The organism is Brevundimonas sp. CEF1 (assembly GCF_051353055.1).
Lineage (GTDB): Bacteria > Pseudomonadota > Alphaproteobacteria > Caulobacterales > Caulobacteraceae > Brevundimonas.
Map to the genome: position 1 here is coordinate 2,047,282 of NZ_CP195593.1, position 23,980 is coordinate 2,071,261.

A 23,980-nucleotide genomic window follows, 5' to 3' on the forward strand; every position below is an offset into this window, starting at 1 on the left:
GTCAGACGCGCGGGCGATCAGCCGCGCGCGCGGTCCACGGTGTCGACGGACGGGTTGGCGCGCAGCGCCGCGATGATCATGGTGGCGTGACGCGCGTCCTCGACTTCCACGTCGATGTCCACATCGAAGAAGTCCTGCTGACGATGGGCCATCGACAGGTTCAGGATATTGCCGCCGGCCTCGCCGATAATGGTCGCCACCTGCCCCAACACGCCGGGCGCATTGCGGATGGTGGCGCGCAGGCGAGCCGAGGCCACGGCGTCCTGCTCGGCCTGCGGCGTCCACTGCAGATCCTGCCAGACGCTGTCGTCGTCGGCGAAGTCGGCCAGGGTCTGACAGTCGATGGTATGGACCGTCAGCCCCTTGTCAGGCTCCAGGATGCCGACGATGCGGTCGCCCGGCACCGGGCTGCAACAGGCGCCGAAATGGATGCTGACGCCGGGCGTCAGGCCGCTGCCGCGCACGAACAGACGCGCTTGATCATTGCCGATGCGTTTGCGCTCCGGCCCGGCCTTCAACTGCCCCTTCAGCGCCGGGAACATGGTCTCGGCGATCTTGGTCGCGGCCAGGCGGCCCCGGCCGATGGCGTCGAACATGTCCTCTTCGGTGGCGATGGCGTGGGTTTCCAGCACCGGCTTCAGCGAGACCTCGGCCAGCGACTTGCCCGCCCGTTCCAGCGTCTGCTCCAGCGTCGCCTTGCCCAGACGCACGAACTCGTCGCGCTCGGATGTGCGGATATGACGGCGGATGGCCGAACGCGCCCGGCCGGTGACCGTCAGGCTGCGCCAATCGGTCGGCACCTCGCGCTTGGTGCCGCGAATGATCTCGACCACGTCGCCGTTCTGCAGCGCCGTGCGCATCGGCTTCAGTTCGCCGTTGATCTTGACGCCCACCGCCGTGTCGCCGACCTCGGTGTGGACGGCGTAGGCGAAGTCCAGCGCCATGCCGCCGCGCGGCAGGGTGATCAGCGCCCCCTTGGGCGTGAAGACGAAGACCTGATCCAGGTACATTTCGAGCTTAGCGTGCTCGACCCAGTCCTCGCCGCCCTCGCCGTGCTCGATGACCTGAACCAGATGGCGCAGGTTCAGCAGCGGGTCGCGCCCGCCGTCGGCCTCCATCGCCTCGCGGTCAAAGCCGTAGGAATGGTTCTTGTAGGCCCAGTGGGCCGCAACCCCGTCCTCGGCCACGCGGTCCATGATCTCGGTGCGGATCTGCATCTCGATGCGCAGGCCGCCCGGGCCGACGACCGTGGTGTGCAAAGAGCGATAGTTGTTCGACTTCGGCGTCGAGATGAAGTCCTTGAACCGCTCCGGCACCATGGGCCAGGCGCGGTGGATGACGCCGAGCGCGCGATAGCAGTCGTCTTCGGCGTCGACGATGACCCGGAAGCCGTAGATGTCGGACAGGGACGAGAAGCCGACCGACTTGCGCTGCAACTTGCGCCAGATCGAATAGGGCGTCTTTTCGCGGCCCTTCACATGGGCGTGGATGCCGGCCTCGCTGAGGACCGTCTCGATTTCACGCGACACGCCTTCGATGGCGCGGCCGTGCTCCAGCTTCAGCGCCTCCAGACGGCGCTGGATGGCGACCCGCGCCGTGGCGTTCAGATGCTCGAACGCCAGTTCCTCCAGCTCCGAGGCGATGGAGTGGATGCCGATGGAACGGCCCAGCGGCGCATAGACCTCCAACGTCTCGCGGCTGATGCGCTCGCGCTTCTCCGGCTTGACGTACTGCAGGGTGCGCATGTTGTGCAGGCGGTCGGCCAGCTTGACCAGCAGGACCCGCACGTCCTTGGAAATCGCCAGGATGAACTTACGCAGGTTCTCGGCCTGGCGCGTGTGCTCGGCCTGAAGCTCCAACCGCGACAGCTTGGTCACGCCCTCGACCAGGACCGCGACCTCCTCGCCGAACATGGCGGCGATGTCGTCGCGCGTGGCCGAGGTGTCCTCGACCACGTCATGCAGCAAGGCGGTGACGATGGTCGCCGTGTCCAGCTTGTAGTCGGTCAGGATGCCCGCGACCTGGATCGGATGAGCGAAATAGGGATCGCCCGAAGCCCGCAACTGCGAGCCGTGCATCTTCATCGCATAGACATAGGCGCGGTTCAGCAGCGCTTCGTCGGCGGTGGGGTCATAGGCCTTGACCGCCTCGATCAGTTCGAACTGGCGCATGATCGGGGCGCGCTTGGCTTCAGACACTTGAGACTCGGAGACTTCAGACGACAACGGCGCCGCCCCGGAAAGGAGCGACGCCGTCTGGTCTATCTGATTCGCGACTTGGTCCGACGACGGGTCCGCGAGGGATCGCGCCGGAAGAATAGTTACGCCGTTGACTGGCTCAGCCGTCAGTAGCGTTCCTCCTGGCCGCCGTCCCGGTCGCTTTGCAGCGCGCGGATCAGTTCGGCTTCGGCCATGTTCATGTGCTGCGGCTCGGCCAGCAGGGCCACGACTTCGGCCTCATCCTCAGCCTCGGTGCGCTCGTCGACGCGTTGCAGCGTGGTGATGATGTTCTCGCGCAGTTCTTCCGGGACGACGGTGTCGTCGGCGATTTCGCGCAGGGCCACGACAGGGTTCTTGTCGTTGTCGCGGTCCAGCGTCAGAGGGGCGCCGTTGGCGATGTTGCGGGCGCGGTGACCGGCCAGCAGAACCAGACCAAAGCGGTTCGGAACCTTCTCGATGCAGTCTTCGACAGTGACGCGGGCCATGAAATTCCTCTGGCGGCAGGGAGAACCGCACAAAATATAGGGTTAGGCGTGATTGTGCAACGCCGCGAAGGCCGGAATGCGGCGCAAAACGCCTCAGTTCTTCCTTTGGGCCAGCGGATAGCTGATGATCAGCACCAGGTCCACCTCTCCCGTCTGACGGATGCCGACGACATTGCCGTCAAACAGATAGGCCGCATCCCCCGCACGCATCCTCGTCGTCACCCCGTCCGACGTCACCTCACCCTCGCCGCTGACGACGTAATAGACCTCGTCGTGGGCGATCGGGTGCAGACCAATGGCCGCGCCCGGATGCATGACCCGCTTGCGGAACTCCATCGCTCTGTTCGGCACGCCGTCGGAGATGCGATAGGCCGTGCTCATGCCCTCCCCGTTATGCGGCGGAACCTGACGAACCATGGTCTCCGCCTCGCGGATCACCACGCCGGTTCCCGACGGGGGTGAGGCGGGCTGGGCCTGCAGGACGACCAACAGGGCAAGGGTTGGCAGAAACATAACATTGTCTCCCGGTGTCATTTCTGACGAAGCTAGCCTGCTCCGGGATCAGGTCAACGGTTCAAAGGTCGCGCATCGACGCCGACGGTCGCCTGAGCCGCCAGGGTCGCCGCGTCGCCCTCGACCGTCGGATGCCGCCACGCCGGGGCGATCTCGGCCAAAGGCCCCATGACGAACAGGCGCTCGGCTGCGCGCGGATGCGGCAGGATCAGGCCGTCCAGATCGCCGCTCAACCGTCCATAGGCGATCAGGTCCAGATCCAGGGTGCGCGGCGCGTTGCGGACGCTGCGACGCCGATCGAAGACGTCCTCCATGCGCGACAGCTTGCTCATCAGGACGCCCGGATCATGATCGGTGCGCACGATGACCACTCCGTTCAGGAAGGGCGGATCGGTCGGATCAGGCCAGGCCTGCGAGGACCACCAGGACGAGCGGGCCAGAATATCGACGCCCTCAGCCCGGAAACGAGCCAGCGCGGCCTCCAGCGACTCTTCGCAGGACGCCCAGACGCCCTTGTCATTGCAGCCCAGGGCGACGATGACTGCGCCGTCCAGATCGAGGTCGCCTTCGGGGATTTCGGTCGGGACGCTCATATTCTCGACCATTTCCACGGACCCATACTTCATGACCGGCCACACGGGCGACCGCATCGCCTTGTTCATCGACGGCGCCAACCTCTATTCGGCGGCCCGCGCGCTCAACGTCGATCTCGACTTCAGAAAGCTGTCCGACTGGTTCGGCCAGAAGGGCCAGCTGGTGCGCGCCTATTATTACACGGCGGTGGTCGAGGGCGAAGAGTTCTCGCCTATCCGCCCCCTGGTCGATTGGCTCGACTACAACGGTTTCGCCGTGACGACCAAGCCGGTCAAGCGTTTCACCGACGCCCAGGGGCACAGCCGCATCAAGGGCAATATGGACATGGAGATCGCGGTCGACATGATGGAGCTGGCCCCCCGCCTGGACCACATGTTCCTGTTCTCGGGCGACGGCGACTTCCGCCGACTGGTCGAGGCCATCCAGGCCAAGGGCGTGCGCGTCACCGTGGTTTCCACCACCCGCAGCCAACCGCCCCAGATCGCCGACGAACTGCGTCGTCAGGCCGACGCCTTCATCGACCTGGCCGACGTCATGGTCCATTTCAGCAAGCCCAAGACCGCCATGAACCAGGGCGTCGCCCGCACCCTGGACCGGAGCGACCGGGCGTGAGCCGCGCCCTGAACCCGGAGCCAGCGCGCGACTGCCCCCTGTGCCCGCGCCTGGTCGCCTATCGTCAGGAAAACATTCGCCAGAATCCCGACTGGTGGAACGGCCCCGCCCCGTCGTTCGGCGATCCCAACGCCCGCCTGCTGATCGCGGGTCTGGCGCCCGGCCGCATGGGCGCCAACCGCACCGGCCGCCCCTTCACCGGCGACCACGCCGGCTGGCTGCTGTTCGACACCCTGAGGAAGACCGGCTTCGCGCACGGGACCTATGACCCCGACGGCCACGACGACCTGACCCTGGTCGACGCCATGATCACCAACGCCGTGCGCTGCGCCCCGCCGCTGAACAAGCCGACGGGCGATGAGGAAAACACCTGCCGTCCCTTCCTGATCGACCGACTGGCCGCCCTGCCCCGGCTGAAGGTGATCGTCACCCTGGGCGACGTGTCCCGGCGCAGCATCCTCAGAACGCTCGGCTATCCCGGCACGGCCATCCCCGCCGGGCACGGCGTCGAGGGCAAGGTCGGCGGCTACACCATCATCAACAGCTATCACTGCTCGCGCCTGAACACGAACACAGGCCGCCTGACGCCAGAAATGTTCGAGGAGATCTTCCATCGCGCCAAGGCGGCGCTGGAAGGCTAGATCAGCCGCCGCCGGCGACCTCGCCGGCCACCATCACCGGCGCCGAGGGTTCGCGGAAGTAGCGGTCGATGCCCTCGGCGACCGAACGCATCAAGCGACGGCGGGCGCGTTCGTCGGTCAGGACGCGCTCGTCCTCGGGATTGGTGATGAAGCCCATCTCCAGCAGGATGGCCGGCACGTCGGGCGCCAGCAGCACGGCCAGGCCGGCGTCGCGGTGGCTGCGGCGCAGCAGCGGATGGCTGTCGCCCTCCAGGTGGGTCAGCAGGATCCGCGCGAACTGGGCCGAGCGGTTCTGGGTGGCGCGCTGGGTCATGTCCAGCAGGATGCGGTCGACCGAGGGGTCGCGGCCCGGAAGGCGCAAGTCACGCTGCCAGTCGTCGCCGCGCGTATATTCACGCACCGCACGGCCCGCCCCCTGTTCCGACAGGGTATAGACGCTCGCCCCGCGCAGGGCCGGATCGGTTCCGGCGTCGGCGTGCAAGGAAATGAACAGATCAGCCCCCGCGTCGCGGGCGATCTGCACGCGGCGGCCGTGAATGACATAGACGTCGCTGTCGCGCGTCAGGCGCACGCGATAGCGGCCGGTGCGCTCGATGGCGGCCTTCAGGTCGCGTGCGGCGGCCAGGGTGACGGCCTTTTCCTGGGCATGAACGCCCTGAGCGCCCGGATCGCGGCCGCCGTGCCCGGCGTCGATGACGATCAGCGGCTTTTCCCGGCGGGCCTGCTCCCGACGCGGCGGCGCGCCGGCGGCGACCGCTGCGGCGGCGCCCGTGGCCTTCAGGTCGATGACATAGCGATAGTGCGAAACCCCGTCGCCCGGCGGCAGCAGGAAGCGGCGCTCGATCTCGGCGCCGCGCGCCAGGTCCAGACGGACGCGCGACGACGCGCCCGCCGATGTGACTTCATAGCCGCGCACCAGGCCCGAACCGGCGCCGTCCAATCCTCGCTTCGGCGCCACGTCCGACAGGGCCACGATGACGCGGCCGGTCGTGCCGTCCTCGATCACCTGGCCGCGCGTGGTCTTGCCCATGTCCAGCACGACCCGCGTGCGCTGGGCGTCGCCGCCGAAGCGGATGCCGGAAATCTGACCGTCCGGCCCAAAGGCCAGGCCGCGCCCAGCCGTCAGCACGACGGCGCAAATCACGACGAAGGCCAAGCCCGTCATCGCCCATTCACGCACGCCCCAACGGGACAGACTGTTACGCCACCGGCCGTACATGGACGGACTTCACCCTTCTGGTTCAGAAGGCGATCCTGAGCGGCGCGACTAAGGATTCCGTTAACACCTGTAACGGTTGTGGTTCTTTTATTTTCCGCCACATATGCCTATGATCTAGTCCGCTCGCGAACGATCGCGCCCTCTGCATGTTACCGCAGGGTCGGGCGCGCCCTCCTCGCAGCGCTGACTTTCACCTCATTCCGAGGATCGCCCGGCCTGGCCGACGATCCGAAGAACGGGTCCGGGGCGCGGCCTTGAACGGCGCGTTCGGACCCAGGACCGACAGAACCTCATGGGCCGACCCGCCTGCGCTCCCGACCGGCAGACCATTGCCGCTCTCGCACTTTGCGAGGGGATGACGCGCGCCCTGGCCCCCATTTCCATTCGGCGAGCCGCCCCCTTGTCCGCGGATGCATCCGCAGGGCCCGGCCTGGCGCGCCAGAGAGAGACTTTCCATGTCAAAGACAATGCTGATCGATGCGGCGCACGCGGAAGAAACCCGCGTCGCCATCGTGGACGGACGTCAGGTTGAAGAATTCGACTTCGAATCCACGGCCCGCCGCCAGCTTCGCGGCAACATCTATCTCGCCAAGGTCACTCGCGTAGAGCCCAGCCTGCAGGCGGCCTTCATCGAGTATGGCGGCAATCGTCACGGCTTCCTGGCCTTCAACGAAATCCACCCGGACTATTATCAGATCCCGGTCGCCGACCGCGAAGCCATCATGGCCGAAGCGAACTCGGACGACGACGATCACGACGATCTGGGCCGTGAAGGCGACGACGAGTCCGAAGGCGGACTGGCCGACGAGGAACGCCTGAAGCGTCGCCTGATGCGTCGCTACAAGATTCAGGACGTCATCAAGCGCCGCCAGATCCTGCTGGTGCAGGTCGTCAAGGACGAGCGCGGCGCCAAGGGCGCGGCCCTGACCACCTGGCTGTCGCTGGCTGGCCGCTACTGCGTCCTGATGCCCAACACCGGCAAGGGCGGCGGCATCAGCCGCAAGATCACCAACACCTCGGACCGTCGCCGCCTGAAGGCCGCCGCCTCGGCGCTGAAGGTGCCCAAGGGCATGGGTCTGATCATCCGCACGGCCGGCGCCAAGCGCACCAAGGCCGAGATCAAGCGCGACTATGAATACCTGCTGCGCCTGTGGGAGACGATCCGCGAGACGACGCTGAAGTCGAACGCCCCTGCCGTCATCTACGAAGAAGAAAACCTGGTCCGCCGCGCCGTGCGCGACATGTACGACAAGGACTTCGACGGCATCCAGGTCGAAGGCTTGGAAGGCTTCAAGGAAGCCCGCGACTTCATGCGCGTGCTGATGCCGTCGCAGGCCAAGAAGATCCACCTCTATCAGGGCTCCAAGCCGCTCTTCGCAGCCAATGGCATCGAAGAGGTCCTGACCCAGATCCACCAGCCGGTCGTGCCGCTGAAGTCGGGCGGCTATCTGGTCATCAACCAGACCGAGGCCCTGGTCGCCATCGACGTCAACTCGGGCCGCTCCACCAAGGAGCGCAATGTCGAGGCCACCGCCACCAAGACCAACCTGGAAGCCGCCGTCGAGGCCGCCCGCCAGCTGCGTCTGCGCGACCTCGCCGGCCTGATCGTCATCGACTTCATCGACATGGATGAAGGCAAGAACAACCGCGCCGTCGAGAAGGCGTTGAAGGACGCACTGGCCAAGGATCGCGCCCGCATCCAGATGGGCCGCATCTCGGGCTTCGGCCTGATGGAGATCAGCCGCCAGCGTCGTCGCCTGGGCGTGATCGAAGGCGCCACCGAGGTCTGCGCCTGCTGCCAGGGCGCTGGTCGCATCCGCTCGGCGGAAAGCGCCGCCCTGACCACCCTGCGCGCCGTGGACATCGAGGCGGGCCGCAACGGCGCCGGTTCGGTCAACCTGCGCGTCTCGACCGCCGTCGCCCTCTACATCCTGAACCACAAGCGCAGCTATCTGCAGCGCCTGCTGGAACAGCGCGGCCTGAACGTCGTCATCCAGATCGACGACAGCCTGGCTCAGGGCGAGCACGCCATTGAGCGCACCTCGACCAACGAGGACTTCATCCCGGTCGTCACCCATATCTCGGCCGCCGAGCTGGACGACGGCTTCGACGACAGCGCCTTCGACCATGAGGACGAAGACGAGGACGACGAGGTCATCGAAGGCGACGACGAGGACGACGCCGATCTGGACCGCGAAGACGGCGACGACGACGAAGCCCGCGAGCGTTCCGAGCAACACGACGGCGAAGGCCGAGGCCGTGGCCGCCGTCGCCGCCGTCGCGGCGGTCGCCGTGACGAGGAAACTTCCGACGAAGCCGGCTCGACCGACGTGGTCGCCGCCGAAGACGAGGACGACGACAGCGAGGCCGGCCGTCGCCGTCGTCGCGGCCGTCGCGGCGGTCGCCGCATGCGTGAAGACGGCGAACGCGACGCCTTCACCTGGGTACGCGGCCGCACGCCGTCGCTGGACGACCCCTACGTCTGGTTCGACCCGATCAACCCCGCCCCGCGCGGCGAACGCACTCCGGTCGAGGCCTCGGAAGCCGGCGACGTCATCGAAGCGACCGCCGAACGTCCCGAAGGCGAACGCGCCGAGCGCGAAGGCGGCCGTTCGCGCCGTCGTCGCGGTCGCGGTCGTGGTCGTGATCGCGGCGGTCTGCCCCACGAGGCCAAGGTCGAGGACCGCGCCGTCAACGAGGGGCTGCCCCCCGTCGGCTCGCCGGACACCCCGATCGCCACCGTCATCCCGACCGAGGACGTCGTCGCTGATGCGCCGGAACCCGTCGCCGAGATCATCGAAGCGCCCAAGCGTCGCCGCGTGCGCCGCAAGGCCAGCGCCGATGTCGCCGGCGAGGCCGTGATCGAAGCCCCTGCCGAGGCCGAAGTCGTGGCGGAAGCCCCGGTCGAGGCTGAACCGGTCGCCGTTCCGGCCCAACTCGACGTCGAGCCGGTGGTCGCCGCCAAGATCGAAGCGGCAATCGAACAGGCGCTCGAGCCAGAAACTGTGGCCGAAACCGCGCCCGAACCGGTCGCCGTCATCGAGCCGACGCCCGAACCGACCCCCGAGGTCGACGTGGCCGCCATCATCGCCGAAGATCCCAACCAGATCATCGCCCCGCCCGAGAAACCGAAGCGCGGCTGGTGGCGCCGTTGATCGGACACGATTAGGCTTGAAGACACGGGGGAGACTGTCGCTCTGGAGTACGTCATGACCAGGCTTCCCCGTGTCGCTACGCGTGTCGCAACCCGCATCCTCGTCTCGGCCACGGCCGCGGCGGCGATGCTGGCGACGGCCGGATCGGCCTCGGCCCAGAGCCTGATCCGCGACACCGAGATCGAGGGCATCATCTACGAATGGTCCGAGCCTGTGCTCGACGCCATGGGATTGGACCCTGCCGAAGTCGAAATCCTGCTGGTCAACGACAATGACCTGAACGCCTTCGCCACGCGCGGGCGCATCATGGGCCTGAACACCGGCCTGATCCTGCAGACCAAGACTCCCAACCAGCTTCTGGGCGTGATCGCCCACGAGGCCGGTCACATCAAGAACCGCCATACCCTGCGCGACGGCGCTCAGAACGCCGGCATGCAGCCGATGATCATGACCATGGCCCTGGGCGCCCTGGCCGCGATCGCCGGCGCGCCGGACGCGGGCGCGGCCCTTCTGGCCTCCAGCCAGTATTTCGGCACCCTGGGCGCCCTGCGCTACATGCAGAGCCAGGAAGGCGAGGCCGACATCACCGGCGCCCGCGCCCTGGAACGCGCCGGGGAATCCGGCCGGGGCATGGTCGAGTTCTTCGAGAACTTCCGTTCGCAGGAAGTCTTCTCGGACCAGCGCCGCTACCCCTATTTTCGCAGTCACCCCCTGTCGTCGCAGCGCATCGAATCTCTGCGCCGTCCGGTCGAAGCCGCCGCCCACTACAACCACCAGGACAGCCCCGAGCGGATGGCCCAGCACGCCCTGGTGGTCGCCAAGATCCGCTCCTTCATGGAATCGCCCAACGCGGCGCTGCGCGACTATCCGTCGTCCGACACCTCCCTGCCCGGCCGCTACGCCCGCGCCATCGCCTGGTATCGCGACGGCCAGACGGACAAGGCCCTGGACGCGGTCGACGCCCTGCTGACCGAACAGCCCGCCAATCCCTACTTCTGGGAGCTGAAGGGCCAGATCCTGTTCGAGGAAGGCCGCCCGGCCGAGGCCATCGGCGCCCATCAGAGGGCGGTTGAGCTGAAGCCCGACGCCCCCCTGTTGAAGATCAACCTGGCCCACGCCCTGATCGAGACCAATGATCCCGCCAATCTGGACGCCGCCGTGGATCAGTTGAAACGCGCGGTCGCCCTGGAGAAGGACAACTCCCTGGCCTGGCGCCTGCTGGGTCAGGCCTACGCCAGCCAGGGCAAGGAGGGCGAGGCCCGCCTGGCCTCGGCCGAATACTGGTTCGCCCTGGGCCGCACCGAACAGGCCAACCAGTTCGCCATGCGCGCCCGCGACATGCTGGACCGCAACTCCATCGAATGGCGCCGCGCCACCGACATCGTCCTGTCGTCCGGCGCCTCGGAAAAAGACATCACCGACGCCGAGCGCCGCAACGAGCAGCGCAACAATCGCGGCGTCATCCTGCCCAACACCTGACGCCGCCTGGCCGACCGATACCGAGACCCTCATGACCGACGACGCACGCCCCGACACGCCTCAAGCCCCGACGCCCGCCCCCAAGGGCAGCCTTCTGTCGTCGCTGTCCGGCAAGACGCTGGGCGGTGCGGCCCTGGCCGTCTCGGTGCTGGCGCTGGGCGTATCCGCCGTTCCCTATCTGACCGGCGGCGACTTCGGCGGACGCGTCCGCGCCTATCTGATCCAGAACCCGCAGGTGCTGGACGAGGTCCTGGCCGCGCGTCAGGCGAATGAGGAACAGTCCCGCGTCCAGACCATCAACGCCGCGGTCAAGGCCAACCCGGCCCTGCTGGCCCATGACGCGCGCGACCCCAGCTTCGGCCCTGCCGACGCCAAGGTGACGGTGATCGAGTTCTTCGACTTCCGCTGCCCGGGCTGCAAGGCCGTGGCCCACGACTATCGCGCCCTGATGGCCGCCCACCCCGAGGTCCGCTTCGTCTTCAAGGACTGGCCGATCCTGGACCGGGGCGACGACGTCACCTCGCAGTACGCCGCCCGCGCCGCGCTCGCGGCCCATCAGCAGGGCAAGTATCTGGAGGTCTACGACGCCCTGATGACCGAGCGCGCCCTAGAGCGCGCCGCCATCGACGGCATCCTGGCCCAGCACGGCGTCGACATGGCCAAGGCCCAGGCGGCCATCGCCTCGCCCGAGATGACGCGCCACGTCACCGACATCCACACGGTCGCCGCCACCATGGGCCTGCAGGGCACCCCGACCTTCTTCATCAACGGCAAAGCCAGCGCCAGCATCGAGCCTGCCGCCGTCGCCAAGATGATCGAAGACGCCAAGCGCTGATCTTTCCCGTCACCCTCGGGCTTGTCCCGAGGATGACGTCGCGCGGGTTAGGGCGCTAAGCCGCCGCCAGCGTCCGTTCGCCGCCGATCCATTCGACGTTCGAACGTCGGGTCGCTTCGGCGGCGGCTTCGGCGTTCCCCAGCGTCTTCTCAGCCTCGGCCAGGACGAAGTAGCTGTAAGGATCGCTGGGCCAGTCCTTCAGCAGTTCCTCGATCTTGGCCTTGGCCCCGGCCGCGTCGCCGCTGGCCAGCAGGGCGGCCGCCAGGCTGCGGCGCGTCGGATACCAGATGATCGGCGGATCGCCGCCCTCGTCGTCCATGGCCTGGATCTGCGCGGCGCGGGTGAAGGCGACGACGGCGGCGCTCGCATTGCCCTCGATCATGGCCGCCCGGCCTTCCAGAATGCGCTGGGACAGTTCGGTGAAGACCGCTCGCTGCTCGGCCATCGGCCCGGTGAAGGGCGTGGCTTCGCGCAGGGCCTTGATGGCCTCCGCCTCGGCCCGCACGGCGACGGCGTCGCCGGCCCGCGCCGCCGCCTCGCCCCGCGCATAACGCCAACTAATGCGCAGCAGAGGATGGGTCGCCGGCGGCTCCTTCAGCGCCGCCACCTGTTCCGGCGTGCCGAAGCGGCCATAGAGGGCATAGGCGTTGTTGGCGACGATCTGGCGCCAGTATTCCTGGGTCCCAATGTTGGGATAGGTGGCCAGGAACCAGTCGGCGAGCTTCAGCCCCTCCTCGCCGCCCCCGGCCATCAGGGCGCCGCCCATGCCGAAGTGGATGTTGTGGGCGTGCAGCCGCATCGCCGGCACCCCGCCCGGCGGCTTGGCCAAGGCGTCATAGCGCCGGTCCAGCGCCACGGCGTTGACGTTGCTCTCCATCGCATCCCGATAGCGGCCGACGCGGTAATAGGTATGGGACGGCATATGCACCAGGTGGCTAGCCGCCGGGGCCAGCAGGGCCAACCGCTCGCCGTAGGGAATGGCCTTGTGCGGGTCGTCCGACCATTCCGTCAGGTGGATATAGAGGTGGATCGCACCCGGATCGTTTGGGTCCTTGGCCAACGCCTGCTCCAGCAGGCCCATGGCACGCGGGATGGCCGGATCAGCCGCCTTGCCCTCATCGTCCCACCATTCATCGGCGGCCAGCAGCCAGGCGTCGGCGGTGATGTTGGCGATGGCGACGTCGTCGGGATTCTGACGCGCGATTCGGTCCATACGCGTAGCGAAGCGGTCGGCGCGGCTCTTTTCCGAACCGGAATAGCGCTGGATCAGGGCGTCGATCATCTGACGCTGCACCGGCGTGGCGTCGCGGGCCAGACGGCGGGCGTCGCGGGCGGCGCGGCGAGCGGCGTCTATGGAGGCCTTGTCCTGCCCTCCGCCGTTCAGATTGGGACCGATGGCCCAGCCCTCGCCCCAGGCGCACATGCCGCAGGACGGGTCCAGCGCCCGCGCCTTGCGGAAGGCCCGCACCGATTCGGTATGTTCAAACGCCCAGCGCAGCCGCACGCCCTGGTCGAACCAGGCCTGAGCCTCGGGGTTGGTTGTATCGACCTTGAAGCCGCCGGTTCCAAAACCCTCGACCATGACGATCTCGCTGACCGGCGCAGTTTCGAGAGCCGAGCCGCCAGGACCGCAGACCTGCGGCTGGTCCAGCAGGTCGCGCACGGCCTTGTCCGCCGTCGCGTCCGCCACCGCCATCGGCCCAATCATGCAGGCCGCCAAGGCCGTGCAGGCCATCCATCCCAAACGCATCTTCAATCTCCCCGTCACGCCGAGGAGATTGCGCCGTTCGCCAAGCCGACGGCAAGAGCGCCCGTGTCGCAGCCCCCTAGATCAGGCCTGCCAGCGGCGACGACGGATCGGCATAGAGGCGCTTCTTCATGCGCCCGGCCAGATAGGATTCTCGCCCGGCGATGACCGCGTGCTTCATGGCGCTGGCCATCAGCAGCGGATCGCGCGCCTCGGCGATGGCGGTGTTCATCAGCACGCCGTCGCAGCCGAGCTCCATGGCGATGGCGGCATCCGACGCCGTGCCGACGCCGGCGTCGACCAGGACCGGCACCTTGGACTGCTCGACGATCAGGCGGATGTTGATGGGGTTCTGCACGCCCAGGCCCGAGCCGATCGGCGCGCCCAGCGGCATGATGGCCACCGCGCCCGCGTCCTCCAGCTTGCGCGCATAGACGGGATCGTCGGTGCAATAGACCATGACCTCGAAGCCCTCGGCGGTCAGCAGCTTCAGAGACCGCAGGGTCTCTTCCATGTCGGGGAAGAGGGTGCGCTGGTCCGACAGGACCTCCAGCTTGACCAGGGTCCAACCGCCGGCCTCGCGCGCCAGACGCAAGGTGCGCACCGCATCTTCGCCGGTGAAGCAGCCCGCCGTATTGGGCAGATAGGTGTATTTCTTCGGGTCGATGAAGTCGGTCAGCACCGGCTGGTTCGGATCGGTCAGATTGACCCGGCGCACCGCCACGGTGACGATCTCGGCGCCCGAGGCCTCGGCCGCCGCCGCGTTCTGGGCATAGTCCCGGTACTTGCCGGTGCCCACGATCAGGCGCGAGTTGAAGGTGCGGCCGGCGACGGTCCAGCTGTCGGTGCGGGGGGCTGTATCGGTCATGCCCCTGACCTAGCGCCACGCTGCGCCGGGGGGAAGCGGCGTTGCCGGATTTGATCTCCTGCCCTTCCCATCCCGCTCATCCCGGCGGACGCCGGGATCCAGTCCTTTGGCGACAGGTCCGCCGTTCAAAGGTTGCGTGTGAGGCTCTCACTGGATCCCGGCGTCCGCCGGGATGAGTGGAGTTCAAAAGGAAACCTCAGCCCCCACCCACGAACTGCACCAGCTCAATTTTGTCGCCCTCAGCCAGCGCCGTCTCGCCGTGCAGCGAGCGCGGCACGATCTCCAGATTGCGCTCGACCGCCACCTTCTTGGGGTCCAGCGACAGCTCCTGAACCAGGCCCAGAATGGTCGTGGCGGCGGTGTCCCGCCCCTCGCCGTTGACTTCGATACGCAAACTGTTCGCTCCAAGGTGTCGACGGCACAGCCGCGCGACCGCGATAATGCCGACTTGGCCCCCAGACTACAAACCCCCGCCGATCGACATTGCCCCCCATGGCGGATCATGGCCTTCTCGATCATCGGACAGTCGAGGCCCTCGATGATCACAACTATTTCCCAAGGGATCGTCCTCTTGACCGGCGTCTGGCTGATCGGCATCAGCCTCATGATGCTGGCGGCGCCGCGTCGCGCGTTGCGAGCCCTCAGCGCCATGGGCGGTTCGAACGCAGTCCACTTCGGGGAGCTGGGCCTGAGGCTGCTTGTCGGGATCGCCTTTGTGCCGGCTGCGGCGATGTCGAAGGCCCCAATGGCGATCTCGGTGATCGGGTGGTTTCTGGCCGCTTCCGCCGTCGCGCTGATGATCCTGCCGCGTCGTTGGCACAGCGCCTATTCGACCTATTGGGCCGGTCGCATCCCCGTCTTGGCGGTTCGCCTGATGGCGCCCCTATCGGTGATCGCGGGCATCGTCCTGATATGGATCGTGGTCTGATCGCTCCGCCCCGCCTGCCCTGGCGTCAACCTTTTCACCCACCCGCTTTGCGCCGCGCCACACCTGAGCTACAACGCGCGCTCGATTCCGCGCGGACACGGCGCGCCTGTTTTGCGAGCGAATGCCCGAAACCCTCACCCTCTATGTCCTGAACGGGCCGAACCTGAACCTCCTGGGGGTTCGGGAGCCGGACATCTATGGCCACGAGACCCTGGCCGATGTGCAGGCCCTGTGCGAAGCCGCCGCCGAGGGCGCGCGCGTGGTCTTCCGCCAATCCAATCACGAAGGCCAGCTGATCGACTGGATCCATGAGGCGCGCCTTGAGGCTAGCGCCCTGGTGATCAATCCGGCCGCCTTCACCCATACCTCGGTGGCCCTGCTGGACGCGTTGAAGACGCTCAGCGTCCCCGTCGTTGAATGCCACCTGTCGAACCCCGCCGCGCGCGAGGATTTCCGGCGTCATTCCTATGTTTCGCTGGTTGCGACCGGCGTCATTTCGGGCTTCGGCCCCCACAGCTACGAACTGGCCGTCAAGGCCGCTCTTCGGCTGGCCCAAAAACGTTCCACGGAACGCGCGGCGGCCGGGGCTCGTTCGCCCAAGATCTAAAGAGAGACAGAACCATGTCCGACGACAAGCACAAGAACGAAGGCATCGACGCCGGCCTGATCCGCAGCCTGGCCGACATCCTCAACGAAACCGACCTGACCGAGATCGAGGTCGAGCGCGGCGAACTGCGCATCCGCGTCGCCCGTGAAGTGACCATGACGGCCGCCGCGCCGATCCAGTACGCCGCCGCTCCGGTCGCTCACGCCGCGCCGGCCGCGGCTGCCCCGGCCTCGATGCCGTCGGACCCCGCCACCATCGTCTCGCGCAAGGGCGAAGAGGTGAAGTCGCCGATGGTCGGCACCGCCTACCTGCAACCCTCGCCGGAAGCCCCGCAGTTCGTGAAGCCGGGCGACAAGGTCAAGAAGGGCCAGACCCTGCTGATCGTCGAAGCCATGAAGACCATGAACCCGATCCAGGCCCCGCGTGACGGCGTCGTGTCGGAAATCCTGGTCGGCGACGCCCAGCCGGTCGAGTTCGGCGAAGCCCTGGTCCTGCTGGAAGCCTGAGACCGGATATGTTCACCAAGGTCCTGATCGCCAACCGCGGCGAAATCGCCCTGCGCATCCACCGGGCGTGCAAGGAGATGGGCATCTCCACCGTCGCCGTGCACTCCGAAGCCGACCGCGGCGCCATGTGGGTGCGGCTGGCCGATGAAAGCGTCTGCATCGGCCCGGCCCCGGCGGCCAAGTCCTATCTGAACATCCCGCAGATCATCGCGGCGGCGGAAATCACCGGCGCCCAGGCGATCCACCCGGGCTATGGCTTCCTGTCGGAAAACGCCCGCTTCGCCGAGATCATCGAGGCCCACGGCCTGACCTTCATCGGTCCCAAGCCCGAGCACATCCGGGTCATGGGCGACAAGATCACCGCCAAGAAGACGGTCATGGACGCCGGCATCCCCGTCGTCCCCGGCTCTGACGGCGAGGTCGAGACCGTCGAGGCCGCCATCGAGGCGTCCAAGACCATCGGCTTCCCCCTGATCGTCAAGGCCGCCGCCGGCGGCGGCGGTCGCGGCATGAAGGTCGCCCTGACCGCCGATGATCTGATCGAGGCCGTGCAGACGGCCCAGACCGAGGCCAAGGCCGCCTTCGGCAACGGCGCTGTCTATATGGAGCGCTACCTCCAGAAGCCGCGCCACATCGAGATTCAGGTCATCGCCGACAGCCACGGCAACGTCGTCCACCTGGGCGAGCGCGACTGCTCGCTGCAACGCCGCCACCAGAAGGTGCTGGAAGAGGCCCCCTCGCCCGCGCTTTCCGCTGAAGGCAGAAAGAAGATCGGCGAGACGGTCAACAAGGCCATCGCCGCCATCGGCTATCTAGGCGTCGGCACCATCGAGTTCCTGTGGGAAGACGGCGAGTTCTTCTTCATCGAGATGAACACCCGCCTGCAGGTCGAACACCCGGTCACGGAAATGATCACGGGCGTCGATCTGGTCCGCGAACAGGTCCGCATCGCCGCCGGCCTGCCGCTGTCCTTCACGCAGGACGACATTCATTTCGAAGGCCACGCCATCGAGGTGCGGATCAACGCCGAAAACGCCGAGACCTTTACTCCCTCGCCAGGCACCATTACGGACTTCCATGCCCCCGGTGGCCTGGGCGTGCGTCTGGATAGCGCCATCTACGCCGGCTATTCGATCCCGCCCTACTACGACAGCCTGATCGGCAAGCTGATCGTCCACGGTCGCGATCGCGAGGAAGCCCTGGCCCGCCTCAAGCGCAGCCTGGGCGAAATGGTCATCGGCGGCGTCGACACCACCATCCCCCTGTTCCAGAAGCTGCTGCAGGAGCCGGACATCCTGTCGGGCGACTACGACATCCACTGGCTGGAGAAATGGGCCGCCGCCCAGAAGGCCAAGGCCTAACCCCCCTTGGACGAACCCGAGTTCAGCGCCAGCAGCCCCTCCAGCGTCTTCGGACCCGAGGAGTTGCTGGCCTGCTACGCTCGCGGCGTCTTTCCGATGGCCGAGGCGCGCGACGATCCGCGCGTCTTTCTAGTCGAGCCGGACCAGCGGGGCGTCGTCCCGCTGGATCGCTTACACATCCCCGCCCGCCTGCGCCGCACCGTCCGGGGCGAGCCGTTTCAGGTGCGGGTCGACACGGCCTTCGCCGCCGTGCTGGACGCCTGCGCCGCCTCCATGCCGGGGCGCGAGGACACCTGGATCAATGATCCGATCCGCCGCCTCTATCTGGAACTTCATGCACGCGGCCACGCCCACAGCCTGGAATGCTGGCAGGACGAGGTCCTGGTCGGCGGTCTCTATGGCGTGACCCTGGGCGGCGCCTTCTTCGGCGAGAGCATGTTCAGCCGGGCGCGCGATGCGTCAAAGGTCGCCCTGGTGCATCTGGCAGCGCGGCTGCGAAAGGGTGGCTGGGCCTTGCTGGACGCCCAGTTCCTGACCGAGCATCTCAGCCAGTTCGGCGCCGTGGAGACGCCGCAGGCAGTCTATCTGCGACTGCTCAAGCCTGCCCTGCGTCTGACGCCTGACAAATCGGCCCTGATCACGCCCCTGACGGGCGTTGAGGCCGTGGCCTATGCCTTACAGCCGACCACCCAGGCGTCATAGATCGGGTGTTGCAGGCCGCTGACGGCCGGCGATGAGGCGAACATCCAGCCCTTGAAGATCTGACGCGCCTCGGTCGGCACGACGACGCCGCGCGGCTGCACACCGACTTCCAGATAGGCGATGGCGTCCTCGGTCTGCTCATCAGAGGCCGAGACCTCGCAGGCGCGGACGCTGAAGATCAGGGTCTTGTTGAAGCGTACCGGACGACCGCCGACCTCGACTTCGAACCGCATGGATTCGGCCGTGACCTTGTCGATCGCCTGGATGACGGCCACAGGACGACGCTGACGACGGCCAGGGACGGCGGCCGGCTCGGTCGCCGGCTTGGGCGCCTCGACCTCGGCCTCGAGCGGAGCGTCTTCCTGAACAGCAGCGATCTCGGCTTCGGGCGTCACGACAACGACAGGCGTGCCGGGCGCCGCGGTCGGAGCCGCCGTCGAAGGCGCGGTTCCTTGCACAGGCGCCGGCGTCGGCGTTTGCGGCGGCGTGGCCTGCGGGTTCTGCAGCGGCGTGCGATTGGTGTCGCGCAACAGGTCCCCGACCGGGTCCGGAACCGGCACGGCGTCCTGCGGCAGTTCCATGAGGGCGCTGGTCATGCCGGCGCCCGCGACCGCCAGTCCCGCCACGGCCACGCCGACAAGCAGGAGGCGGCGTGCGGTCATTCCGGGCTCCAGGCCTGGTAGTCGCCGGTGGCGGCGGGGCGCTTGCCTTCATTGGCCAGCGAGCCCTGCGGACGCCACGCCATCGGCGTGCCCGTCAGGTTGGGCAGGTGATCCTTTTCCCAGGCGCGGCGCGGCAGCGGCTTCTCGACCGGGGTCTCGTCATAGGTGTAGCGCAGCCAGCCCTGCCATTCCGGCGGAACCTTCGACGCCTCGGCATAGCCGTCATAGATGACCCAGCGACGCTTGCGGCCGTCATAGCTGACGTTGTCGCGCGACTGGTAGTAGCGGTTGCCGAACTCGTCCGTGCCGACCAGTTGGCCGCGTTTGCCGACGGTGAACAGGGTGCCGATCGTGGCGCCGTTCCACCAGGTGAAGATCTTGCTCAGCACGTCGTCGAACCTACTCGAATCCCGTCGCCCGGGGAGGTCCGGCGACGCGGCGCGATCATAGAAACCGCAGCCGCCCGCGTCCAGCCCGAGACCTGCATAGAGGAGCGCTGCTCGACATCAACATCTTGGGGGTAACCCGCCCCAAGGCCCCAAGATTTATTGAAACGCCTTTCGAGGCGTCGTTAATGTCGCGATCAGGACACGCGCGGAGACGTCTGATGCGCATCAAGCCCCGTTTCGCCCCCCTCGCCGCGCCCCTGGCGCTGGAGCCCCGCCTGATCGAACGCCCCGGCGTCATGACGCCGACGCTGGCGCCCGCCGACTGGTCCGACGCGCGCGTAGAAGCCTGGCTGGACTGGGCCGAGCGCCTACCGACCGACCTGCCCCAGGACGCCGCCGCGCCCGATCAGGACGAGACCGCCTTCCTGAACGGCGCCGCCGACCGCTGGGCGCACCGGCTCGGCGCCTGGGGTCGCGCCCATGGCCTGTTCGACAGCGCGGCCGACGCCGAGACCTTCGCCGACGAACTCGCGGCCATCTTGCTGCTGGGCCTTGCCGCACCGGGCGCGAATGACGCCTCAGCGTCCGCCGCCTCGACCTACCTGTCCCTGAGCGACCCCGGCGCCGCGCGCCGTCTGACCGACCTGACCGCCGCCCGACGTGGCGAACGCCTGTCCAGCCGCGCCGCTGAGGCCCTGTCCGACGCCCTGAAGGCCGTCGCCGAGGCCGTGAACCGCTGCGATGGCCCGCGCGAGGCCTGCGCCGATCCCGCCGCCAATCCGGCCCTGGCCCGCGCCGCCCTGATCGCCCGGCGCTGCGGCGCCGATGACGCCGACATCATTCGCGCCGTCGAGGGCGAAAGCCCCGCCGTCGCCCTGCCCGTCCCGACCGCCCGGATCGTGACGCCGGTCCTGGCCCCGCGTGACAGCATCGCCTCGGGCGGCCCCGAAGCCCTGACCGTGGCCGAGGCCGCGCTGGAAGGCGATCTGGCCCTGACCTTCTCGCCGCACGACGCCGAAGCCCTGGGCGACGCCGGGCTGGAAGCCCGAGCGGCCCTGCTCCTACCTCAGCTGGCGGCCCGGAGCGGGGAAACCTTCGATGACGCCCTGGACGACCTGACCCGCCTGCTCGTCATCGCGCTCGAGATCGAAACCTCTGTCGGCTTCTGTCCCGACGCCGCGACCGCCCGGCGTCGTCAGACTGTTCGGCCCATCGCCCTGGGCCTCTCGGGCCTGGCCGACTGGGCCGTGGCCAAGGACGCCGAGACCGCCTCGACCCACGCCGCCTCGGCCGGCGCTCGGGTCTCCGCCGCCGCCAACGCCGCCTCCAGCGAACTGGCCGCCCGTCTTGGCCCCTGCGCCGAGTGGGAGGTCGTCAAGGACGAGGCCGCGCACCTGGCCCGAGAGCGCGGCCAGGACGAAGCCGTGCAGGCCCGCCATGGTCGCCGCCACGCCGCCATCAGCCTGTTCGTGCGCGACACCGAACTGGATCTGCGTCTCGGCGCCTCGCCCTTCAACGCTGTCGACCTGTTCCAGACCGAGGACGGCGAGACCGAACGTCGACTGCGTCCTGCCCTGGCCCGCGCCATCGCCCGCGCCGGTGGCGACGTCGAGGACGCCGAGCGCCGACTGTTCGGCCGTCGCACCCTGATGGGGACGCCCGGAATCAATCATTCCGCCTTGCGCGATCTGGGCTTCACCGATGTGGAGCTGGAAGCCGTCGAACTGGCTCTGAGCCAGACCGACCAACTGGCGACCGCCTTTGCCCCGCCCGTGCTGGATGCGGGCTTTGTCGGCGATGTCCTGGGCCTGTCGGTCGAGGATGGCGCGGACCTGCTCCCTCGCCTGGGCTTTGATCCGTCCGCCATCGAGGCGGCCCGCGCCGCGGCCTTCGGCCATGCCGACCTGTCCGACTGGACCGCCGCGCCCGAGGCCCTGCGCCCCCTGTTGGCCGCCGGTCCCGCCGCTTTCGAAGCCGAACTGCGCCGCGCGATCGAGCCCTTCAGCGACACGCCTGACGCGACGCCGGACCTGATCGACTGGCGCGCCGGGCCGCTTCAGGCCGCCCGCGCCCTGGGCCAGGCCGCCCGCGACGGCCGCCGCGCCGTCGTCCTGCGCCGCGCCGCCGCGCCCGCCGACTTCCATCTCGAACTGCCCGAGCTCGACGCCCCGGCTCAACGCCGCGCCGAGCCGGAGGCCCGCACCGTCGAACGGGTCGTGGAGAAGGTCATCGAGCGCGACCGCACCCGGCGCAAACTGCCCGACCGCCGCAAGGGCTATATCCAGAAGGCGGCCGTCGGCGGCCACAAGGTCTATATCCACACCGGCGAATATGAAGACGGCGAACTGGGCGAGATCTTCATCGACATGCACAAGGAAGGCGCCGCCTTCCGTAGCCTGATGAACAATTTCGCCATCGCCATCTCGATCGGCCTGCAATACGGCGTGCCGCTGGACGAATTCGTCGACGCCTTCGTCTTCACCCGGTTCGAGCCCGCCGGACGCGTCACCGGCAATGATTCGATCCGCTCGGCGACCTCGATCCTCGACTACATCTTCCGCGAACTGGGCGTCTCCTATCTGGAGCGCCAGGAACTGGCCAACGCCGAGCCCGAGAACAACCCCGACGGCCTGGGCGCGGCGGCGACGAACGACGCCGAGCCGGTGCCGGCGGCGCGGTTCATCTCCAAGGGATTTGCGCGCGGCGCGGCGCCCGACAACCTCGTCGTCGTCCCATTTGGACGCAAGGCCGAGACGCCGCGCGACGCCGCCCCGACAGAGGCCGTCGCCTGCCCGGCCTGCGGCGACTTCAGCCTGCAGAATCGCGGCGGCGGCTGGATCTGCGACACCTGCGGCGCCGCCCCACAGATGCAGGGTTGAGACAAGCCGCCATTCGGCCCGCTTCTTGCTAGACAGGGGCAAAGCCCCGGAGCCCTCGCATGAACCGTCTCGCTATCGCACTCGTCGCCTCGCTCGTCGCCGCCACGGCCCTGCCCGCCGTCGCCCAGAACGCCTCGCAGATCAGCCGCGTGCGCGGCGGCGCCAGCTGCCCCGGCTGCAACCTGTTCCAGGGCGACTTCTCGGGCATGGAGGTACGCGGCCTCAACCTGGCCGGCGCCCGTCTGCGTCAGGCCGACCTCAGCCTGACCGTCATGAACCGCACCCGTTTCTCGCGCGCCGACATGCGCGACGTGGAAGCCTATGGCGGCGTCTTCTCGGGCTCCAACTTCGCCGGCGCAGACCTGACCAACGCCAGCTTCGTCGGCGCCTATCTGGACGGCGCCACGCTGTCGGGCGCCAGGCTCAGCGGAACCAACCTGTCGGGCGCCCAGTTGGCGCGGGCGGTCGGCCTGACCCAGGGCCAGCTCAACCAGGCCTGCGGCGACGATGCGACGGTCCTGCCGTCGGGCCTGCGCATTCCAGCCTGCTGAAGGTCGCCTTCGTTACCGCGATTTAAGTAGGGTTATTCGGGCGATGGGCGCATCTAGGTAGCGTAATGAAACGCCCGCTCACCCTCCTCCGTCGCCTGGCTCCCGCAGCCGCCGCCCTTTCCGGTGGACTGGCCGGCGCCCTGGTCGCCGCGCCGGCCTTCGCCGGGGTTGTGAACCTGTCGCAGATGCAGGATCGCGACGTCGCCCGCATGGTTTCGCTGGGCGGCAGTTGCAACCGCTGCGAACTGTCGGGCCGCGACCTCTCGGGCGCCACCTTTACGGGCGCCAGCTTCACCAACGCCACCCTGGTCGGCGCCACCCTGCGCGGGGCTGAGTTGGTCGGCTCGAACTTCGCCGGCAGCGACTTCAGCCGTGCCGACATGCGCGGCGTCGAAATGGTCGGCGCCAACTTCCTCGGCAGCACCTTCACCAGCGCCAACCTGACCGGCGCGGAAGCCACCGGCGCCAACCTGATCAACACCAATTTCCAGGACGCCAACCTGTCCTCGGCCGAGTTGAACGGCGTCAACTTCAATCGCGCCGTCTTGATCCGCACCAAGTTCAACAGCAGCGAGATGTTCGGCTCCACCCTGGCCAATGTCCGCGCGGTCGGGGCCGACTTCTCCAACGCCGAAATCAACGCCTCCAACCTGACGAACGGCGTGTTCGACAACGCCAAGTTCAACAATGCTTCGTTGGACAGCGCTCGCCTGACGGGCGCCAGCTTTGATCGCGCCAACTTCTCGGGCGCTTCGATGAGCCGGACCGATATTCGCGGCGCCGACCTGTCCGGCGCGCGAGGCCTGACCCAGGATCAGGTGCAGGAGGCCTGCGGCGACGGCGCGACGCGCCTGCCGGGCGGCCTGACCGTGCGGTCGTGCGGCGGCAGCCGCATCCGCGTCATCCGCACGCCGCCGGCTCCTCCAACGCCCCCCGCGCCTCCGATCCCGCCGCGTCAGCGCAATCTGGTCATCGCCTCCGGCCACTAGGCGCTAATAGCCAAACAAAAAAGGGCGGCCCGCGAAGGC

General features: G+C 68.0%; 23 protein-coding genes. 13 read left to right on the plus strand and 10 right to left on the minus strand.

All coding sequences use genetic code 11. The annotated features are described in order from the left end of the window. Window positions 1-17: 17 nt before the first annotated feature. The 4 genes from ACR9FL_RS10610 to folK all read right to left on the minus strand — a co-directional run bounded on the left by ACR9FL_RS10610 (window position 18) and on the right by folK (window position 3,843). The gene (locus tag ACR9FL_RS10610; protein ID WP_436358142.1) at window positions 18-2,171 is read right to left on the minus strand and encodes a RelA/SpoT family protein; all 2,154 of its coding nucleotides are present in this window, start codon (window positions 2,169-2,171) and stop codon (window positions 18-20) included. A gap of 173 nt (window positions 2,172-2,344) precedes the next feature. Continuing rightward, window positions 2,345-2,704, minus strand: a complete 360-nt coding sequence (rpoZ, locus tag ACR9FL_RS10615) for a DNA-directed RNA polymerase subunit omega (protein WP_296177494.1) — start codon at window positions 2,702-2,704, stop codon at window positions 2,345-2,347. A 93-nt stretch (window positions 2,705-2,797) separates the two neighbouring features. Next, window positions 2,798-3,217 carry a cupin domain-containing protein gene (locus tag ACR9FL_RS10620; protein ID WP_436355549.1) on the minus strand — a complete coding sequence of 140 codons (420 nt, stop codon included), beginning with the start codon at window positions 3,215-3,217 and terminating at the stop codon, window positions 2,798-2,800. Between the two features lie 53 nt (window positions 3,218-3,270). Beyond that, window positions 3,271-3,843 carry a 2-amino-4-hydroxy-6-hydroxymethyldihydropteridine diphosphokinase gene (folK, locus tag ACR9FL_RS10625; protein WP_436355550.1) on the minus strand — a complete coding sequence of 191 codons (573 nt, stop codon included), beginning with the start codon at window positions 3,841-3,843 and terminating at the stop codon, window positions 3,271-3,273. Here folK and ACR9FL_RS10630 point away from each other — a divergent pair. Both ACR9FL_RS10630 and ACR9FL_RS10635 read left to right on the plus strand, forming a co-directional pair. After that, entirely contained in the window at window positions 3,842-4,423 is a 582-nt protein-coding gene (locus ACR9FL_RS10630) for an NYN domain-containing protein (RefSeq protein WP_436355551.1), read from the plus strand. The genes folK and ACR9FL_RS10630 overlap by 2 nt on opposite strands. After that, complete coding sequence (locus tag ACR9FL_RS10635; RefSeq protein ID WP_436355552.1) at window positions 4,420-5,064, plus strand: uracil-DNA glycosylase; 645 nt, start codon at window positions 4,420-4,422, stop codon at window positions 5,062-5,064. The genes ACR9FL_RS10630 and ACR9FL_RS10635 overlap by 4 nt, the downstream gene beginning before the upstream one ends. Window position 5,065: 1 nt before the next feature. On the opposite strand, the gene ACR9FL_RS10640 is transcribed toward ACR9FL_RS10635, so the two are convergent. Further along, on the minus strand, window positions 5,066-6,229 hold the full coding sequence (locus tag ACR9FL_RS10640) for an N-acetylmuramoyl-L-alanine amidase family protein (protein ID WP_436355553.1): 1,164 nt from the start codon (window positions 6,227-6,229) through the stop codon (window positions 5,066-5,068). A 509-nt stretch (window positions 6,230-6,738) separates the two neighbouring features. Between ACR9FL_RS10640 and ACR9FL_RS10645 the strand changes: the two genes are divergently transcribed. From ACR9FL_RS10645 to ACR9FL_RS10655, 3 genes are read left to right on the plus strand one after another with little or no spacing between them, the layout of a single operon-like run. Beyond that, the gene (locus ACR9FL_RS10645; protein ID WP_436355554.1) at window positions 6,739-9,438 is read left to right on the plus strand and encodes an Rne/Rng family ribonuclease; all 2,700 of its coding nucleotides are present in this window, start codon (window positions 6,739-6,741) and stop codon (window positions 9,436-9,438) included. 54 nt (window positions 9,439-9,492) lie between these two features. Beyond that, window positions 9,493-10,917 carry a M48 family metalloprotease gene (locus ACR9FL_RS10650; RefSeq protein WP_436355555.1) on the plus strand — a complete coding sequence of 475 codons (1,425 nt, stop codon included), beginning with the start codon at window positions 9,493-9,495 and terminating at the stop codon, window positions 10,915-10,917. A gap of 31 nt (window positions 10,918-10,948) precedes the next feature. After that, window positions 10,949-11,752 (plus strand): thioredoxin domain-containing protein, encoded by an 804-nt coding sequence (locus ACR9FL_RS10655; protein WP_436355556.1) that lies wholly within the window; start codon window positions 10,949-10,951, stop codon window positions 11,750-11,752. A 55-nt stretch (window positions 11,753-11,807) separates the two neighbouring features. Here the strand turns inward: ACR9FL_RS10655 and ACR9FL_RS10660 are convergent, their stop codons facing one another. The 3 genes from ACR9FL_RS10660 to thiS form a co-directional block, all read right to left on the minus strand. Then, the gene (locus tag ACR9FL_RS10660) at window positions 11,808-13,502 is read right to left on the minus strand and encodes a hypothetical protein (protein ID WP_436355557.1); all 1,695 of its coding nucleotides are present in this window, start codon (window positions 13,500-13,502) and stop codon (window positions 11,808-11,810) included. A 76-nt stretch (window positions 13,503-13,578) separates the two neighbouring features. Further along, window positions 13,579-14,367, minus strand: coding sequence for a thiazole synthase (locus tag ACR9FL_RS10665; protein WP_331034275.1), 789 nt, complete (start codon window positions 14,365-14,367; stop codon window positions 13,579-13,581). Between the two features lie 196 nt (window positions 14,368-14,563). Further along, window positions 14,564-14,761, minus strand: a complete 198-nt coding sequence (thiS, locus tag ACR9FL_RS10670) for a sulfur carrier protein ThiS (RefSeq protein ID WP_292082571.1) — start codon at window positions 14,759-14,761, stop codon at window positions 14,564-14,566. Between the two features lie 144 nt (window positions 14,762-14,905). On the opposite strand from thiS, the gene ACR9FL_RS10675 reads away from it, so the two are divergent. The 5 genes from ACR9FL_RS10675 (at window position 14,906) to aat (ending at window position 18,471) form a co-directional block, all read left to right on the plus strand. After that, complete coding sequence (locus ACR9FL_RS10675; protein WP_436355558.1) at window positions 14,906-15,295, plus strand: hypothetical protein; 390 nt, start codon at window positions 14,906-14,908, stop codon at window positions 15,293-15,295. A gap of 121 nt (window positions 15,296-15,416) precedes the next feature. Beyond that, on the plus strand, window positions 15,417-15,902 hold the full coding sequence (aroQ, locus tag ACR9FL_RS10680) for a type II 3-dehydroquinate dehydratase (protein ID WP_436355559.1): 486 nt from the start codon (window positions 15,417-15,419) through the stop codon (window positions 15,900-15,902). A 14-nt stretch (window positions 15,903-15,916) separates the two neighbouring features. Then, entirely contained in the window at window positions 15,917-16,408 is a 492-nt protein-coding gene (gene accB / locus ACR9FL_RS10685; protein ID WP_105563990.1) for an acetyl-CoA carboxylase biotin carboxyl carrier protein, read from the plus strand. An 8-nt stretch (window positions 16,409-16,416) separates the two neighbouring features. Continuing rightward, the gene (gene accC / locus ACR9FL_RS10690; protein WP_436355560.1) at window positions 16,417-17,769 is read left to right on the plus strand and encodes an acetyl-CoA carboxylase biotin carboxylase subunit; all 1,353 of its coding nucleotides are present in this window, start codon (window positions 16,417-16,419) and stop codon (window positions 17,767-17,769) included. Between the two features lie 96 nt (window positions 17,770-17,865). Beyond that, window positions 17,866-18,471, plus strand: coding sequence for a leucyl/phenylalanyl-tRNA--protein transferase (gene aat / locus ACR9FL_RS10695; protein WP_436358144.1), 606 nt, complete (start codon window positions 17,866-17,868; stop codon window positions 18,469-18,471). On the opposite strand, the gene ACR9FL_RS10700 is transcribed toward aat, so the two are convergent. Then, window positions 18,438-19,133 carry a DUF2155 domain-containing protein gene (locus ACR9FL_RS10700; protein ID WP_436355561.1) on the minus strand — a complete coding sequence of 232 codons (696 nt, stop codon included), beginning with the start codon at window positions 19,131-19,133 and terminating at the stop codon, window positions 18,438-18,440. The genes aat and ACR9FL_RS10700 overlap by 34 nt on opposite strands. Next, window positions 19,130-19,522, minus strand: coding sequence for an NADH:ubiquinone oxidoreductase subunit NDUFA12 (locus ACR9FL_RS10705; protein ID WP_296177036.1), 393 nt, complete (start codon window positions 19,520-19,522; stop codon window positions 19,130-19,132). The genes ACR9FL_RS10700 and ACR9FL_RS10705 overlap by 4 nt, the downstream gene beginning before the upstream one ends. 218 nt (window positions 19,523-19,740) lie before the next feature. Here ACR9FL_RS10705 and ACR9FL_RS10710 point away from each other — a divergent pair, with 218 nt between their 5' ends. The 3 genes from ACR9FL_RS10710 (at window position 19,741) to ACR9FL_RS10720 (ending at window position 23,941) form a co-directional block, all read left to right on the plus strand. Then, window positions 19,741-22,401 carry a TSCPD domain-containing protein gene (locus ACR9FL_RS10710; RefSeq protein WP_436355562.1) on the plus strand — a complete coding sequence of 887 codons (2,661 nt, stop codon included), beginning with the start codon at window positions 19,741-19,743 and terminating at the stop codon, window positions 22,399-22,401. Between the two features lie 59 nt (window positions 22,402-22,460). Continuing rightward, window positions 22,461-22,952 carry a pentapeptide repeat-containing protein gene (locus ACR9FL_RS10715; RefSeq protein ID WP_296177039.1) on the plus strand — a complete coding sequence of 164 codons (492 nt, stop codon included), beginning with the start codon at window positions 22,461-22,463 and terminating at the stop codon, window positions 22,950-22,952. Window positions 22,953-23,017: 65 nt separating this feature from the next. Continuing rightward, window positions 23,018-23,941 (plus strand): pentapeptide repeat-containing protein, encoded by a 924-nt coding sequence (locus tag ACR9FL_RS10720; RefSeq protein WP_296177040.1) that lies wholly within the window; start codon window positions 23,018-23,020, stop codon window positions 23,939-23,941. Window positions 23,942-23,980: the final 39 nt, after the last annotated feature.

Coding starts and splice junctions, on each gene's coding strand:
- ACR9FL_RS10610 (WP_436358142.1), bottom strand. CDS start 2,171: ATGCGCCAGTTCGAACTGATCGAGGCGGTCAAGGCCTATGACCCCACC.
- rpoZ (WP_296177494.1), bottom strand. CDS start 2,704: ATGGCCCGCGTCACTGTCGAAGACTGCATCGAGAAGGTTCCGAACCGC.
- ACR9FL_RS10620 (WP_436355549.1), bottom strand. CDS start 3,217: ATGTTTCTGCCAACCCTTGCCCTGTTGGTCGTCCTGCAGGCCCAGCCC.
- ACR9FL_RS10630 (WP_436355551.1), top strand. CDS start 3,842: ATGACCGGCCACACGGGCGACCGCATCGCCTTGTTCATCGACGGCGCC.
- folK (WP_436355550.1), bottom strand. CDS start 3,843: ATGAAGTATGGGTCCGTGGAAATGGTCGAGAATATGAGCGTCCCGACC.
- ACR9FL_RS10640 (WP_436355553.1), bottom strand. CDS start 6,229: ATGACGGGCTTGGCCTTCGTCGTGATTTGCGCCGTCGTGCTGACGGCT.
- ACR9FL_RS10645 (WP_436355554.1), top strand. CDS start 6,739: ATGTCAAAGACAATGCTGATCGATGCGGCGCACGCGGAAGAAACCCGC.
- ACR9FL_RS10650 (WP_436355555.1), top strand. CDS start 9,493: ATGACCAGGCTTCCCCGTGTCGCTACGCGTGTCGCAACCCGCATCCTC.
- ACR9FL_RS10655 (WP_436355556.1), top strand. CDS start 10,949: ATGACCGACGACGCACGCCCCGACACGCCTCAAGCCCCGACGCCCGCC.
- ACR9FL_RS10660 (WP_436355557.1), bottom strand. CDS start 13,502: ATGCGTTTGGGATGGATGGCCTGCACGGCCTTGGCGGCCTGCATGATT.
- ACR9FL_RS10665 (WP_331034275.1), bottom strand. CDS start 14,367: ATGACCGATACAGCCCCCCGCACCGACAGCTGGACCGTCGCCGGCCGC.
- ACR9FL_RS10675 (WP_436355558.1), top strand. CDS start 14,906: ATGATCACAACTATTTCCCAAGGGATCGTCCTCTTGACCGGCGTCTGG.
- aroQ (WP_436355559.1), top strand. CDS start 15,417: ATGCCCGAAACCCTCACCCTCTATGTCCTGAACGGGCCGAACCTGAAC.
- accB (WP_105563990.1), top strand. CDS start 15,917: ATGTCCGACGACAAGCACAAGAACGAAGGCATCGACGCCGGCCTGATC.
- accC (WP_436355560.1), top strand. CDS start 16,417: ATGTTCACCAAGGTCCTGATCGCCAACCGCGGCGAAATCGCCCTGCGC.
- aat (WP_436358144.1), top strand. CDS start 17,866: ATGGCCGAGGCGCGCGACGATCCGCGCGTCTTTCTAGTCGAGCCGGAC.
- ACR9FL_RS10700 (WP_436355561.1), bottom strand. CDS start 19,133: ATGACCGCACGCCGCCTCCTGCTTGTCGGCGTGGCCGTGGCGGGACTG.
- ACR9FL_RS10710 (WP_436355562.1), top strand. CDS start 19,741: ATGCGCATCAAGCCCCGTTTCGCCCCCCTCGCCGCGCCCCTGGCGCTG.
- ACR9FL_RS10715 (WP_296177039.1), top strand. CDS start 22,461: ATGAACCGTCTCGCTATCGCACTCGTCGCCTCGCTCGTCGCCGCCACG.
- ACR9FL_RS10720 (WP_296177040.1), top strand. CDS start 23,018: ATGAAACGCCCGCTCACCCTCCTCCGTCGCCTGGCTCCCGCAGCCGCC.